This is a genomic window from Pleomorphomonas sp. T1.2MG-36, from assembly GCF_950100655.1.
Classification (GTDB): domain Bacteria; phylum Pseudomonadota; class Alphaproteobacteria; order Rhizobiales; family Pleomorphomonadaceae; genus Pleomorphomonas.
The window spans coordinates 44,710-57,801 of record NZ_CATNLY010000034.1; the positions used below are offsets into that span (position 1 = coordinate 44,710).

Annotated in this window: 15 protein-coding genes; 9 read left to right on the forward strand and 6 right to left on the reverse strand. The window is 66.0% G+C overall.

From position 1 onward, the window contains the following. Positions 1 to 96: 96 nt before the first annotated feature. The 3 genes from leuD to QQZ18_RS16005 all read left to right on the forward strand — a co-directional run bounded on the left by leuD (position 97) and on the right by QQZ18_RS16005 (position 2,033). On the forward strand, positions 97 to 702 hold the full coding sequence (gene leuD, locus QQZ18_RS15995) for a 3-isopropylmalate dehydratase small subunit (RefSeq protein WP_284541947.1): 606 nt from the start codon (positions 97 to 99) through the stop codon (positions 700 to 702). Between the two features lie 49 nt (positions 703 to 751). After that, positions 752 to 1,135: a RidA family protein gene (locus QQZ18_RS16000; protein ID WP_284541948.1), complete on the forward strand. Its 384-nt coding sequence runs from the start codon at positions 752 to 754 to the stop codon at positions 1,133 to 1,135. A 241-nt stretch (positions 1,136 to 1,376) separates the two neighbouring features. Further along, positions 1,377 to 2,033, forward strand: coding sequence for a DUF1223 domain-containing protein (locus QQZ18_RS16005; protein WP_284541949.1), 657 nt, complete (start codon positions 1,377 to 1,379; stop codon positions 2,031 to 2,033). A 56-nt stretch (positions 2,034 to 2,089) separates the two neighbouring features. Here QQZ18_RS16005 and QQZ18_RS16010 read toward each other — a convergent pair whose 3' ends face one another. Together QQZ18_RS16010 and QQZ18_RS16015 are read right to left on the reverse strand one after the other, a co-directional pair. After that, entirely contained in the window at positions 2,090 to 2,554 is a 465-nt protein-coding gene (locus tag QQZ18_RS16010; protein WP_284541950.1) for a DUF1203 domain-containing protein, read from the reverse strand. Positions 2,555 to 2,711: 157 nt separating this feature from the next. Further along, positions 2,712 to 2,954: an Lrp/AsnC ligand binding domain-containing protein gene (locus QQZ18_RS16015; protein ID WP_284541951.1), complete on the reverse strand. Its 243-nt coding sequence runs from the start codon at positions 2,952 to 2,954 to the stop codon at positions 2,712 to 2,714. A 357-nt stretch (positions 2,955 to 3,311) separates the two neighbouring features. On the opposite strand from QQZ18_RS16015, the gene QQZ18_RS16020 reads away from it, so the two are divergent. Next, complete coding sequence (locus tag QQZ18_RS16020; RefSeq protein WP_284541952.1) at positions 3,312 to 3,917, forward strand: hypothetical protein; 606 nt, start codon at positions 3,312 to 3,314, stop codon at positions 3,915 to 3,917. Here QQZ18_RS16020 and QQZ18_RS16025 read toward each other — a convergent pair. Then, positions 3,890 to 4,810, reverse strand: coding sequence for a metallophosphoesterase family protein (locus QQZ18_RS16025; protein ID WP_284541953.1), 921 nt, complete (start codon positions 4,808 to 4,810; stop codon positions 3,890 to 3,892). The genes QQZ18_RS16020 and QQZ18_RS16025 overlap by 28 nt on opposite strands. 479 nt (positions 4,811 to 5,289) lie before the next feature. Here QQZ18_RS16025 and QQZ18_RS16030 point away from each other — a divergent pair, with 479 nt between their 5' ends. Further along, positions 5,290 to 5,769 carry an NUDIX domain-containing protein gene (locus tag QQZ18_RS16030; protein ID WP_284541954.1) on the forward strand — a complete coding sequence of 160 codons (480 nt, stop codon included), beginning with the start codon at positions 5,290 to 5,292 and terminating at the stop codon, positions 5,767 to 5,769. 61 nt (positions 5,770 to 5,830) lie between these two features. Here QQZ18_RS16030 and QQZ18_RS16035 read toward each other — a convergent pair whose 3' ends face one another. Together QQZ18_RS16035 and QQZ18_RS16040 are read right to left on the reverse strand one after the other, a co-directional pair. Continuing rightward, a complete protein-coding gene (locus tag QQZ18_RS16035; RefSeq protein WP_251728771.1) occupies positions 5,831 to 6,364 on the reverse strand; it encodes a carboxymuconolactone decarboxylase family protein in 534 nt (177 codons plus the stop codon). After that, positions 6,364 to 6,918 (reverse strand): peroxiredoxin, encoded by a 555-nt coding sequence (locus QQZ18_RS16040; protein ID WP_284541955.1) that lies wholly within the window; start codon positions 6,916 to 6,918, stop codon positions 6,364 to 6,366. Before QQZ18_RS16040 ends, QQZ18_RS16035 begins: the two co-directional genes overlap by 1 nt. A 357-nt stretch (positions 6,919 to 7,275) precedes the next feature. Here QQZ18_RS16040 and nifB point away from each other — a divergent pair, with 357 nt between their 5' ends. Genes nifB through QQZ18_RS16060 form a run of 4 tightly spaced genes read left to right on the forward strand, consistent with a single transcriptional unit; the run spans position 7,276 to position 12,109 of the window. Then, a complete protein-coding gene (gene nifB / locus QQZ18_RS16045) occupies positions 7,276 to 8,730 on the forward strand; it encodes a nitrogenase cofactor biosynthesis protein NifB (RefSeq protein WP_284541956.1) in 1,455 nt (484 codons plus the stop codon). Between the two features lie 15 nt (positions 8,731 to 8,745). Next, positions 8,746 to 9,903 carry a cysteine desulfurase family protein gene (locus QQZ18_RS16050; RefSeq protein WP_284541957.1) on the forward strand — a complete coding sequence of 386 codons (1,158 nt, stop codon included), beginning with the start codon at positions 8,746 to 8,748 and terminating at the stop codon, positions 9,901 to 9,903. Continuing rightward, positions 9,900 to 11,042, forward strand: coding sequence for a homocitrate synthase (gene nifV / locus QQZ18_RS16055; protein ID WP_284541958.1), 1,143 nt, complete (start codon positions 9,900 to 9,902; stop codon positions 11,040 to 11,042). Before QQZ18_RS16050 ends, nifV begins: the two co-directional genes overlap by 4 nt. Before the next feature lie 59 nt (positions 11,043 to 11,101). Then, positions 11,102 to 12,109, forward strand: a complete 1,008-nt coding sequence (locus QQZ18_RS16060) for a Gfo/Idh/MocA family protein (protein WP_284541959.1) — start codon at positions 11,102 to 11,104, stop codon at positions 12,107 to 12,109. Positions 12,110 to 12,151: 42 nt separating this feature from the next. Here the strand turns inward: QQZ18_RS16060 and QQZ18_RS16065 are convergent, their stop codons facing one another. Then, positions 12,152 to 13,081, reverse strand: a complete 930-nt coding sequence (locus QQZ18_RS16065; RefSeq protein ID WP_284541960.1) for an ROK family protein — start codon at positions 13,079 to 13,081, stop codon at positions 12,152 to 12,154. Between the last annotated feature and the right edge of the window lie 11 nt (positions 13,082 to 13,092).

The following is a 13,092-nucleotide window of genomic DNA, read 5'->3' on the forward strand; positions in this document are numbered from 1 at the left end:
AGTGGGAACCGGTTTTCCGCGAGAACGATGCGACAACAAGAAAATGGTCGACATCGCGTTCACCGGAACGCATGTCGCTTCGGGAAAGGAAAGATCATGCAGAAATTCGACGTGCTCACCGGCGTGGCCGCGCCGCTGCCGATCCTCAACATCGACACCGACATGATCATCCCCAAGCAGTACCTCAAGACCATCAAGCGCACCGGTCTCGGCAAGGGCCTGTTCTCGGAGATGCGTTACCGCGAGGACGGCTCGGAAAATCCCGACTTCGTCCTCAACAAGGACGCTTGGCGCAAGGCGGAAATCCTGGTGGCCGGCGACAACTTCGGCTGCGGCTCGTCGCGCGAGCATGCCCCCTGGGCGCTGCTCGACTTCGGCATCCGCTGCGTCATCTCCACCAGCTTCGCCGACATCTTCTACAACAACTGCTTCAAGAACGGCATTCTGCCGATCATCGTCTCGCCCGACGATCTGAAGAAGCTGATGGACGACGCCGAGCGCGGCGCCAACGCCACGCTGACCGTCGATCTCGCCAACCAGGTGATCAAGGGGCCGGATGGCGGCGAGGTATCCTTCGACATCGACCCGTTCAAGAAGCATTGCCTCCTGAACGGCCTCGACGATATCGCCCTGACGCTCGAGAAGGCGTCGGAGATCGCCGCCTTCGAGGCGCAGAACGCCACCGTCCGCCCCTGGGCCTGATGCCGGACGCGCTCTCCCCGCCGGGGAGAGTGCCCACCGGAGGCTGACCATGCGCCAGCTCGTTTCCACCGGTTCGCCCTTCGAAACCGTCGCCGGCTATTCGCGCGCCGTTGCCGACGGTTCATGGTGCTTCGTCTCAGGCACCACCGGCTACGACTACGCGACCATGACCATGCCGGACGATGTCTCGGCACAGGCGGAAAACGCCATGGCCACCATCGCGCGAGCCCTTGAAGATGCCGGTTTTTCGCTGTCCGACGTGGTTCGCGTTCGCTACATCGTCACCGACGCCGCCTATGCCGACCCGGTGTTCTCCGTCGTCGGGCGCTGGTTCGCGGATATCCGTCCCGCGGCCACGATGATTGTCGCCGGCCTCATTCGCCCGGAAATGAAGATCGAGATCGAAGCCACCGCCCTGCGGAATCCGGCTTGATTCGTCGAGGTCATCGGCCATGACGATGCGTTGACCGATTGGTTCGGTCAAGCACTCGTGAGTGGATCGCCGCCCGCCGCTGGCGTATTCCTTGGATCAGCAAAGAACAAAGGCGAAGAGGTGGGCCTTGGATACCTTATTATGGCGGGGGACTTTCGGGGGATTTGCTCGCGGCATGGCATCCTGCTGTGTCGCATTGGCAGTCGGAAGCAGTAGCGCTGTTGCGGCCGACGTCGTCGAATTGTTCACCAGTCAAGGATGTTCCGCCTGCCCGCCGGCCGACAAGGTCCTGGCTAAGCTCGCTAAGGATCCCAACACCGTCGCCCTCACCTTCGCCGTCGATTATTGGGACTATCTCGGCTGGCGCGACACCTACGCCAAACCCGAGTTCACCCGTCGCCAGAGAGAGTACGCCAGGGCGCGTACCGACCATGCCGTGTTCACGCCGCAGGCGGTTCTCAACGGCCGCGAGGCGGCGATCGGCAGCCGCGAGGGCGAGATTCGCGCTTCCCTCGACGTCATGCGCGACAATGGCGAAACACCGGACCTCGCCGTTGGCGCCCGCATCAGTGACGACCGTATCGTCGTCAATCTTCCGGCCAAGAACTACGACGGCGAAGCCTCGGTTTGGATCGCCGGCTATCTGCCCCCCAAGACGGTGGACATCGGCTCGGGCGAGAATCGTGACCTCGCCATCACCTACGTCAACGTCGTCGACCGAATGCAGGTGATCGGCCTGTGGTCGGGCGAAGCGATGACGCTGGAACTGCCCCTCGCCGAAGTGGCGCCCGAGGGCACCGCCGGCCTTGCCGTCGTCGTTCAAGCCAGGAAGAACGGCCTGCCCGGGCCGATCATCGGCGCCACCCGGCTGGCCCTCCAGAGCGGCGGCTCCAGCTGATCGCTTTGCCCAGGCTGCGGTGATGCGGCTTGGCGGAAGAATGCCTCTTTCGCCTCTCAGCGATCAACGCGACCCGAGTAGCATCCCCGCTTTGCGTTGTGAACGTGGATGTACCTCACCGCCGGATTCGAAAAGAATCGCTCGATCGTCGTTTCGATGTGATTGCCGTCGGTCACATCAGCGTCCACCATCATGTCGTATTGATCGAACGCCCTGAGCGACAACAGGCGCCCCCTCATGACCTCAGGCACTTCGTCAACGGCATCATAGGCCGCCACGGCACCTTCGCGAACGAAGATTGCGTGCGAGGCACGATAGGGATTGTCCGCCAACTGGCTGAAATGGTTGACGAGCAAGACCGTTTCACCAACCTCTCCCTCGCGCATTTCCACCCGGTCCGGGTAACCCGGCTTATGGTCTACGACGTAGCGGATCGCGCCACGGACCGCGAGTTCCTCATCGGACAGTCCATAAAGCGGTTGGTAGGCGCTCGGCGAAATGCCCGTGATACGAAACGACATGATCGATCTCCGCTGTTGGTGCGGAGCAAAATCATGCCTTTCGAGGTCGTGAACCACCCGTTTCTTGCACAGGCGAACCGGAACGGTAGCTGAACCTGTCGAGAATCATCCGCGCTTCGGTTCTCGAAGCCACGTCAGCCCGAACGAACCTACACCCTCAGAATGCCCGGAAGGTCAGGGTCGTCAAGGTCCGCACGATACCGGGAATCGACGAGATCTTCTCGTTGATGAACTTGCCGATGTCCTCGTGGGTGGACGCGTCGACGTAGATCTTCATCAGCAGATCGTATTCGCCCGACGTCGAGTAGAGTTCAGAGGCGACTTCTAGGGCATAGATGGCGTCCGCCACGGCATAGGTCTGACCGGGCGCGCACTGCAACTGGATGAAAACGGGCTTCATGGTCTTCCTCCTCGCCGGCCACCGCGCGGCGCCGGGGCATCATACCGTTTCCGTCGGGTTTCGACCTTTCGGTCGGAACCTGACAGGAAGCGGAAGCGCCCGACCGGGCGCCGGCCGGTCAGGCCGACACCCGCTTGAGCCGGATGAGTCCGGATCAAGCGGAACGCGTATCACTGCCCGACTTCAAACACCACGGCCGCCCCTGCCGCAAGCCCTTCTTGAGGAATGCCGCAGGGCTCTTTCCCCAGATGACGCAGTCCGCTGTGGGCGAGATATGGTTAAGCTGGTCCTAATTCCGCCATCGCTGTATGCTTTTGGAAAGGTGGCTCAAAGCGGCCCCAACCGACAGGATGAACCATGGCAGGCGGCGAAGCGGGCGACAACAAGATCAGCGATGGCAAGGTCCGGCGGCTTTCCGACGCCGTACGGCGCGTGCGAATTGCCGAGAGCGAGCGTTCCGACGCCTACGCCGACCTGCACGAAGGCGATCGAGCGCGGCTGGACCTGCTGGCCGAAGAGCTGGCCGGCGTATTCTCCGAGCTTCCCGCCGACGACGCCTATTTCATCTGCAAGGTGGCCGGCTCGACACCGCCGCGCCTTTGGATCGATCCGACCACCCATGTGGTAATGGCGCGCGACCGCCGCTCCTATCGCTTTCTGAAGGACACGCGGCTGGGCCGCCTGACGCTTCACGAGAGCGCCGACCTCGATGAGACCGCCGACGCAGTGACCGACTACATCGCCGAGCGGCTGATCGAGCGCGATCGGGCCGTCGAAAGCGACGCGCTTGTCAGCAAGCTGCGGACCGTGGCACTCGACCGCCGCGAGGGCGGCGAGGCCGCTCGCGAACGGGCCGGCGATCGCGGCTCGACGCTGATCTGGGCGCTGATCGTCTTTCTCGCCGGATTTGCCGTCGGCGCACTTGGCCTCGTGGCCTATGCCTGGTTCATGGTGCCGGGCTGACGGTCATCGCTGACGATCTCCTCGGCGCGCGTCTCCACGAAAGCCCCCCCAGGCACCGCCTGCATCAAGCGATGATGCATCCGGAACCGACCATCGACCCTCTCGATGTCGAACAGATTGAAACCGGCGGCGGGATGACGGCCGTCCGGGCGTTGCGTCGCGGCGGGCACACCGATGACCGGCACGCTACCCCTCGGGCCGGCAAGCGACAACCGCGTCGGCTGATGGGTATGGCCATGCAGGACCAGTTCGGCGCCGTAGCGCGCGATGACCTTGCGGAAGCGCGCGGCGCCGGAAAGACGCTTGTGCCACGCCGTCGCACCTTTCACGGGGGGATGGTGGATCAGCACCACGCGGCAAAGGCCGGCACGGCCAAGCTTGTCGAGGACAGCCGCCAGCCGCTCTTCCTGCGTCTCGGAGAAGCTGCCCGTCGCCATGAAGGGACCGGTGGCAACGGCCGAAGACACCCCGACGATCGCCACGTCGCCGCGCCGCCGCACATAAGGCCAGCCGTCGGCCTCGCCGGCATCGGCCGTCATGTAGGCGGCCCAGGCTTTCCGCGCCCGCCGGGCCGCGCCGGGCACGTAGGCGTCGTGATTGCCTGGAACGGCGCTCACCACCTCGCCCGACCCGATCAGCCCGAGAAAGGCGGAGGCCGTGGCATACTCGCCGGCCAGCGCGATATTGACGAGATCGCCGGTGACCGCGATGTGATCGGGCCGTTCTGCGGCGATCGCCGCGATCAGTGCCGCCTCGACGTCGTCGCCGAAAGCACGCGACCGGTTGCGACGCCAGTTGACGTAGCCGAGGATGCGCTTGGAAGCGAGATCGCGAATGCGCGCCGACGGCAGCGGCCCGAGATGCAGGTCTGAGATATGGATCAGGCGGAACATGATCCTTGGGTAACCGATGCACGCCCGCCGGTAAAGATGAACGGCCCCACCATCAAGAAAAGGGGCGGATCGCCGCCCGGCGACCCGCCCCGAATGGTATGCTCACGAAGTTGGTTCACGCCTCGAACCGTTGCGCGTCCGGACCGGACTAACGCCCCCAGAATGTCAGCACGGCGGCGACGACATGGGGATTGTTCGCGTCGACGGCCGACACCCAAATATAACGCTGAGCACGGTTGAAGCGACGGCGGAAGAGGGAAAACATGATAGCCTTCTTCTGAGGTTGTTGAGAGAAATCACAAGCGACTTCTCTTTCACACCAAAGCTATAGCAAATGCACAATGTTTTTGCCATGAGGCGAAACACTGAGCTTTCCTTTGAGGTAGAATTGGTTAACCCAAAGTATAACCTATACGAAAGGCTAAATTGTCCGACCGATGACTCATCGACTTTCAAACCGGTCGCCGCGTGAGGATTTCGTGAGCGCAACTCGCCTGCTCGATGCCGTGCAACCCCTTGTCGCACAAGCCCGATCCCTGGCCGTTCGCCTGTGGGGCGGAACGACGCTGGGGGTGCGCGCCGTCGCCTTGACCGAGGGGCGCGTGCTGCTGGTTCGCCACACCTACGTGTCCGGCTGGCACCTGCCCGGAGGCGGCGTGAATGCGCGCGAGACGGCCGAAGCCGCCGCCCGGCGCGAGCTCTTCGAGGAGACCGGCTACGAGGCTTCGGCACCCGCCCGCTTCCTCGGCCTCTACTTCAATCCGGCCATGGCCGGCCGCGACCACGTGGCGCTCTATCATGTGCCGGATTGCGTGCTGCGCCGTGCCTTCCGCGCCAATCGCGAGATCGCCGAGCTCGGCCTTTTCACGCTGGACGGCCTGCCGGAGGGGACGACCACCGCCACGCGCCGCCGCCTTTCGGAGCTGTTCGACGGGCTACCGCCGGCCGATCGCTGGTAACGAAACGCCCGGCCGGAGATTGTCCGGCCGGGCGTTCAAGCTTGATCAGGCGACCTGCGGCTCAGGCAGCGACGACCGCCGCCGTCTCGAGCGCAACCGCCGCCGACTGGATGATGGCGGCGAAGCGAACGGCGGTCTGCACCGCCGAGGCCGGCAGGCCTCCCTCGCGCACCACCTTCTCGTGGCTGTCCATGCACATTCCGCAGCCGTTGATCGCCGAAACGGCGAGGCACCACAGCTCGAAATCCACCTTGTCGACGCCGGGCTTGCCGATCAGTTGCATGCGCAGCCGGGCCGGCATGGTCCGGTACTCCGGGTTCGACGTGAGGTGCAGGAAGCGGTAGTAGACGTTGTTCATGCCCATCAGCACGCCGGCACCGCGCGCCGCGTCCAGCGCCTCGGCGGAGAGGTGGCTCGCCGCCTCCCCTTCGAGCGCCGCCGCGACGTCCGCGTTGCGCGTCGCATGACCACAGGCCACGAACAGACCGTACTTCTGCTGCGGTGTCAGGCTGTCGTCCTCGGCCATCGCCGAGAGGTTCAGCTTCACATCGCGCGCATAGGCGGGGAACCTGTCCTGCAGGCTGGCGATGGACATCAGGCAGCCTTCAGCGTGTCACCGCCGACCTCGCGGTTGCACGGGCAGAGCTCGTCGGTCTGCAGCGCGTCGAGGACGCGCAGCGTGTCCTTCGGGTTGCGGCCGACGTTGAGGTTGGTGCCGTAGATGTGCTGGATCGTGTTGTCGGGATCGACGATCACCGTCACGCGGTAGGCAACGCCGGCCGGCGAACGAACGCCAAGACCATCGACCAGCGAACCGGTGGTGTCGGCGAACGACCAGATCGGCAGCTTGTCGAGATCCTTGTGATCGCGCCGCCAGGCCAGCTTGACGAACTCGTTGTCGGTCGAACCGCCGAGCACGACGGCGTCACGATCTTCGAAGTCCTTGGAGAGACGGGCGAACTCGGCGATCTCGGTCGGGCAGACGAAGGTGAAGTCCTTGGGATAGAAGAAGATCACCTTCCACTTGCCGGGGAAGGACGCTTCGGTGATTTCCTCGAACGCGGAGACGCCCCCCTCGACGTGATTGTTGAAGCCGGGCTTCACACCGGTGACGGTGAAGGAGGGGAGCTTGTCGCCAATACCGAGCATGTCGAATATCCTCATTACGAGTGGGTTTTGAAACGGACGGCCGGCACTATCGGAAACTCCGGCCGGAAATGCAAGCCTTTCTTAGAGGCATTTTAATGTAGGTCACTTGTATTTGATAATTAAGGGGTTTCACTGATATTTTCCGCCTAACCGCACGGGGATGCGCCACTGCGCGGTTTCGCCGGGCGTTCGGGCACACGGCACCCGTGGCGAAGGCGTGTCGTAACTCCGACAAAGCCTGTCACTTGCCCTGTCGTCTTCGTCGCACACCCTCCTATCTCATTGATATGAAGTGAATTTCAATCTGGCATGTCGCTTGCGCTGCACCGGACGACCTCGTTTCGTCCGGAGAGTGCCATGTCCTCGCAGATCGTTTCCCTCGACAGCCCGACGGTCACGCCAAGCCCGCGGCGCGGTGGCTGCACGTCGTCGTCCTGCGGCACATCGCCCCGCCCCGCCGGCATCGATGCCACGACCTGGGAGAGGATCAAGGATCACCCCTGCTATTCGGAAGAGGCGCACCACTACTTCGCGCGCATGCATGTGGCCGTAGCGCCGGCCTGCAACATCCAGTGCAACTACTGCAATCGCAAATACGACTGCTCCAACGAGAGCCGGCCGGGCGTCGTGTCCGAACGGCTGACGCCACAGGAAGCGGTGCGGAAGGTCGTCGCGGTGGCCGCCGCCGTGCCGGAGCTGTCGGTGCTCGGCATCGCCGGTCCGGGCGACGCGCTGCACGACTGGAAGAACACCCGCGCCACCTTCGAAGCGGTGCGCAAGGTCATTCCCGACCTCAAGTTCTGCCTCTCCACCAACGGCCTTGCCCTGCCCGACCATGTCGACGAGATCGCCGAAATGGCCATCGACCACGTGACGATCACCATCAACGCCGTCGATCCGGAGATCGGCGCCAGGATCTACCCGTGGATCTTCTTCGACCACAAGCGCCGCACCGGTCTCGAAGCCGCGACGATCCTTCTCGAGCGGCAGATGCTCGGCCTCGAAATGCTGACTGCGCGCGGCATTCTCGTGAAGATCAACTCGGTGATGATCCCCGGCATCAACGACCATCACCTTGCCGAGGTCAACAAGGCGGTGCGCGCGGGCGGCGCCTTCCTGCACAACGTCATGCCGCTGATTTCCGACCCCGCCCATGGCACCCACTTCGGCCTCACCGGCCAGCGGGGCCCGACACCAGCCGAACTCAAGGCGGTGCAGGACCAGCTGGACGGTGGCGCCAAGTTGATGCGCCACTGCCGCCAATGCCGCGCCGACGCCATCGGCCTTCTCGGCGAAGACCGTGGCCAGGAGTTCACTCTCGACCGGTTGCCGGAGATCGCCACCTACGACCCAGCCGCTCGCGATGCCTATCGCGCCTTCGTCGCCGCCGAGCGCGGCGACCGGGGCGCCGCCCGCGACGACGCCATGCGGCGCATCGGCGCGGTAGCCGACGACGCCCGCCTCCTCGTCGCCGTTGCCACCAAGGGCGGCGCCCGCGTCAACGAGCACTTCGGCCATGCCCGCGAGTTCCAGGTCTACGAGGCTGGGCCAAACGGCATCACGCTCGTCGGCCATCGCAAGGTCGACGCCTATTGCATGGGTGGCTTCGGTGAGGACGCGCCCCTCGCCCCCACCATCGCCGCCCTGAACGGCATCGACACCGTGCTGTGCGCCAAGGTGGGCGACTGCCCGCGCGATGCGCTTCTGGCCGCCGGCATCACCGTCACCGATGCCCATGCCTTCGACTACATCGAGGCGGCTGTCGGCAAGATCTACGCCGCGCGTTTCGGCCGCGCCATCGCCGCCGCCTGATCGCGAGGGATCGCCATGGTCGCAGATTCGGCCGTCTACCTCGACGCCAACGCCACCACGCCGGTCGACCCGCGCGTGGCCGAGGCCATGCTGGCGGCATTGACCGGCCTGCATGGCAATCCTTCGTCCGCTCACGCCGCCGGCCGTGACGCGCGGCGCGCGATCGAGGCCGCCCGGCGCGACGTCGCGAGGCTGATCGGCGCCGACCGGCCGGATGAGGTCGTCTTCACCTCTGGCGGCAGCGAAAGCAACGTTACGGCCATCCGTGCCGCGCTCGCCGCCCGCCCCGGACGTCGCGAGGTGGTGACGTCCACCGTCGAGCACGCGTCGGTCCATGCGGCGCTCGATCGCCTCGCGGCAACGGACGGCATCGACATCCATCGCCTTCCCGTCGACGAATGCGGCCGGCTCGACCTCGACGCCTACCGCGCCGCCCTCGGTCCCGGCACAGCGCTGGTGACGCTGATGACCGCCAACAACGAAACCGGCACGCTGTTTCCCATCGCCGACCTCGTGCCTGCCGCCCACGCGGCCGGCGCCCTCTTCCACACCGACGCCGTGCAGGCCGCCGGTCGTGTCGCTCTTTCGGTCGCCGCCAGCGGCGTCGACATGGCCTCCTTCAGCGCCCACAAGCTGCACGGCCCGAAAGGCGTCGGCGCCCTCCATGTCCGTGCCGGCAAACCCTTCGCCGGTCTGATCGTCGGCGGCCGTCAGGAGAAGGGACGCCGCGCAGGCACCGAGAACGTGCCGGGCATCGTCGGCTTCGGTGTCGCCGCTCGTGTCGCCCTTGCGGACTGCCATGCCCAGCGCATCGCCCGTTTGCGCGACCGCCTCGAAAGCGGTGTCGTCGCGGCTCTTCCCGGCACGCGCGTCCTCGGCGACCCGCAGGCACGCCTTGCCAACACCGCCTGCCTCGCATTTCCGGGTATCGACGCCGAGATGATGCTGCACCGCCTCGATCGGGCCGGCATCGCCGCGTCCTCCGGGTCCGCCTGCGCCACCGGCGAAGCCGCACCGAGCCATGTGCTCGCCGCCATGGGGCTGACGCACCTCGCCGGTTCGACCATCCGCTTCTCGCTATCGCGCTTCAACACCGACGCCGACATCGAACGCCTTCTGGTTTTGCTGCCGGCGATCGCGCGCGAAGCCCGCATCCTGGAGACCGTGGCATGATCGGCGCCCGCCTCAACGACACCACGCTGCGCGACGGCGAACAGGCGCCGGGCGTCGCCTTCACCCGCATCGAGAAACTGGCCATTGCCGAAGCACTGGCTGCGGCCGGCGTCGCCGAGATCGAAGCCGGCACGCCGGCCATGGGCGATGAGGAGATCGACACCATCGCCGCCATCGTCGGCCTGGCGCTGCCGGCCCGCGTCGCTGTCTGGTGCCGGATGCGCGACGAAGACATCGCCGCCGCCGTCCGAAGCAGCGCACCGGCCATCAACCTGTCCATCCCCGCGTCCGACCTGCAGCTCGCGGCCAAGCTCGGCATCGACCGGCGCGAGGCGCTCGCCCGCATCGCCCGCTTCGTGCCGTTGGCTCTCGACCTCGGCTTTTCGGTCTCGGTCGGTGCCGAGGATGCCTCGCGTGCCGATCCCGATCACCTCGCCGCCATGACCGAAGCCGTGGAGCGCGCTGGCGGCTGGCGGTTGCGGCTTGCCGATACCGTCGGCGTGCTCGATCCGCTGTCGACGGCGAGGCTGGTATCGGCCCTGAAGGCCCGCACGTCGCTCGCCTTGGAGTTTCACGGCCACGACGACCTCGGTCTCGCCACCGCCAACACCCTTGCCGCCCTGCGCGCCGGCTGCGCCGAAGCGTCCGTCACCGTGCTCGGCCTCGGCGAGCGAGCCGGCAACGCGGCGCTGGAACAGGTGGCCGTCGCCCTACTGCGTCTCGATGGACGGTCGACCGGCGTCGACCTGCCGTCGCTGAAACCGCTTGCCGAACTGGTCGCCAGCGCGGCCGGACGTGGCGTGCCGCCCGGCAAGGCCGTCGTCGGACGCGACGTGTTTTCCCACGAAAGCGGCCTCCACGTCGCCGGTCTTCTCAAGGAGGCCGAGACCTATCAGGGGCTCGATCCCAGGCTGCTCGGGCGACACCACTCGGTCGTCGTCGGCAAGCACTCCGGCGCCCAGGCGCTGGCCCACGTCCTCGCACGTTGCGGCATCGCCCTTGACCCTGAACTCGCCGCACCGCTCGTCGAGGAGGTCCGGCGGGCCGCGACCGAACGGAAGCGAGCGCTGACCAACGGCGAACTCGCCCATCTGCATGCCGCATTGGCGTCTTCGGCCGAACGATCGTCCGAGGGCTGACCGCTTCCCTTCCCGAAGGCCCTCCCCTATAAATCGTACAAAACTTAGGGAGGGCGCACATGTCCACGCACAAGCCGGTTCGTATCGGCGTCGTTTCCACCGCCAAGATCGCCCGTGAGAAGGTGATCCCCGGCTTCCGCACCACGCCTTGGCTGGAGGTGGCGGCGATCGCCTCGCGCAACGCCGACACGGCGAAGGCGACGGCCGATGCTCTGGGCATTCCCGTCGCCCATGGCTCCTACGAGGCGCTGTTCGCCGATCCGACCATCGAGGCGGTCTATATCCCGACGCCCAACGACAGCCATGTCGACCTGACGCTCGCCGCCGCCCGTGCCGGCAAGCATGTGCTCTGCGAGAAGCCCGCGGCGATGAACGCCAAGGACGCCGAGCGCCTCGCCGCGCTGCCGCCGGGCATCGTCTATCTCGAAGCCTTCATGGTCCGCTACCATCCGCAGTGGCTGAAGACCCGGGAGCTCGTCCGCGCCGGCGCCATCGGCCGTGTCGCCGCTGCTCAGTCCTTCTTCTCCTATTTCCTCGACGACCCCGCCAACATTCGCAACAAGCCCGAGAACGGTGGCGGCGGCCTGTGGGATATCGGCGTCTATCCGATCGTCACCGCCCGCTTCGTGTTCGACGCCGAACCGAAACGGGTGATCGGCCTGATCGAGCTGGACGAGACGTTCGGCACCGACGTGCTGACCTCGGCGATTCTCGATTTCGGCGAGGGACGCCACCTGACGTTCACCGTCGGCACGCAGACCGTGCCGCACCAGCGCGTCAACGTCGTCGGCTCCACCGGCCGCATCGAGGTGCTGATCCCCTTCAACGCCCCGCCGATGCAGGAGACCGTGATTCGCCTCGATCGCGGCGCGGCGCTCGGCGATGCGCAGATCGAGGAGATTCGCCTGCCGGCCTGCGACCAGTACGGCCTGCAGGGCGAGGCGTTCGCCAAGGCGATCCGTGGCGTCGAGCCCTTGCCCTACGACCAGCACGACGCCGTCAGGATGATGAAGATCCTCGACGCCATCGTCGAGTCCGGCAAGACCGGCCGCTGGGTCAGCCTGTAAGGAAACAAGGGGGCGGATGGCAATCGCCGCCCCCATCCCCTTCTATTCCTTCCAGAGGAAGGCGGCGCCTCGGACGCCGGAGCTGTCGCCGTGCCGAGCCTTGCGGATCGGCGTTGCCACGCTATCCGAGAAGACGAGCCGGCTGCCCTCGCCATCCCAGAGGTTGGTGCGGGTCGAGAGCTGCCTGGGCACGTCGTCGTAGAGCTCGTCGACGTTGCTCATGCCGCCGCCGAGCACGAACACGTCTGGGTCGACGAGGTCGATGATCAGCGCCAGCGACCGGGCAAGACGATCCACATAGCGATCGTAGACTTGGACGGCGGTGGCGTCGCCTGCCCGCTTCAGTGCGATCACCTCCGACGCCTTGCGGGCGACGCCGGTCGTCGTCCGATAATCGAGTTCGAAGCCGGTGCCCGAGCAGAACATCTCCAGGCAGCCGTGCCGGCCGCACCAGCACTTGGGACCGGGATACTCGCCCTCCTTGGGCCAGGGCAAAGAATAGTGGCCGATCTCGCCAGCCAGGCCCTGGAAGCCGTTGTGACTCTTGCCCTTGATGGCGATGCCGCCGCCATGGCCGGTGCCCAGGATGATGCCGACCACCACGTCGAGACCGGCGCCAGCGCCATCGACCGCCTCGGAGACCGCGAGACAGTTGCCGTCATTGGCGAGGCGCACCGGCCGGCCGAGCGCCGCCTCGAGGTCGCGGCCGAGCGGCTTGCCGTTCAGCCAGAAGGCGTTGGAGTTGCGGATGAGGCCGGTGAGCGGATTGGGGCTGCCCGGCAGGCCGATGCCGACGCTGCCGCGTTCGCCGGAAGCCGTCTCGACATGGGCCACCAGATCGACCACCGCCCGGATCGAGGCATCATAATCCTCGCGCGGCGTCGGGATGCGGTGCCGGATGAGCTCGGCGCCCCCGGCATCGAGGCCGATCACCTCCATCTTGGTCCCGCCCCAGTCGATCCCGATATACATCCGTGTCCTCC

What these genes read in the sequence shown, in the direction of transcription:
- leuD (WP_284541947.1), top strand. Translation starts at nt 97, where the DNA reads ATGCAGAAATTCGACGTGCTCACCGGCGTGGCCGCGCCGCTGCCGATC.
- QQZ18_RS16000 (WP_284541948.1), top strand. Translation starts at nt 752, where the DNA reads ATGCGCCAGCTCGTTTCCACCGGTTCGCCCTTCGAAACCGTCGCCGGC.
- QQZ18_RS16010 (WP_284541950.1), bottom strand. Translation starts at nt 2,554, where the DNA reads ATGTCGTTTCGTATCACGGGCATTTCGCCGAGCGCCTACCAACCGCTT.
- QQZ18_RS16015 (WP_284541951.1), bottom strand. Translation starts at nt 2,954, where the DNA reads ATGAAGCCCGTTTTCATCCAGTTGCAGTGCGCGCCCGGTCAGACCTAT.
- QQZ18_RS16020 (WP_284541952.1), top strand. Translation starts at nt 3,312, where the DNA reads ATGGCAGGCGGCGAAGCGGGCGACAACAAGATCAGCGATGGCAAGGTC.
- QQZ18_RS16025 (WP_284541953.1), bottom strand. Translation starts at nt 4,810, where the DNA reads ATGTTCCGCCTGATCCATATCTCAGACCTGCATCTCGGGCCGCTGCCG.
- QQZ18_RS16035 (WP_251728771.1), bottom strand. Translation starts at nt 6,364, where the DNA reads ATGTCCATCGCCAGCCTGCAGGACAGGTTCCCCGCCTATGCGCGCGAT.
- QQZ18_RS16040 (WP_284541955.1), bottom strand. Translation starts at nt 6,918, where the DNA reads ATGCTCGGTATTGGCGACAAGCTCCCCTCCTTCACCGTCACCGGTGTG.
- nifB (WP_284541956.1), top strand. Translation starts at nt 7,276, where the DNA reads ATGTCCTCGCAGATCGTTTCCCTCGACAGCCCGACGGTCACGCCAAGC.
- QQZ18_RS16050 (WP_284541957.1), top strand. Translation starts at nt 8,746, where the DNA reads ATGGTCGCAGATTCGGCCGTCTACCTCGACGCCAACGCCACCACGCCG.
- nifV (WP_284541958.1), top strand. Translation starts at nt 9,900, where the DNA reads ATGATCGGCGCCCGCCTCAACGACACCACGCTGCGCGACGGCGAACAG.
- QQZ18_RS16060 (WP_284541959.1), top strand. Translation starts at nt 11,102, where the DNA reads ATGTCCACGCACAAGCCGGTTCGTATCGGCGTCGTTTCCACCGCCAAG.
- QQZ18_RS16065 (WP_284541960.1), bottom strand. Translation starts at nt 13,081, where the DNA reads ATGTATATCGGGATCGACTGGGGCGGGACCAAGATGGAGGTGATCGGC.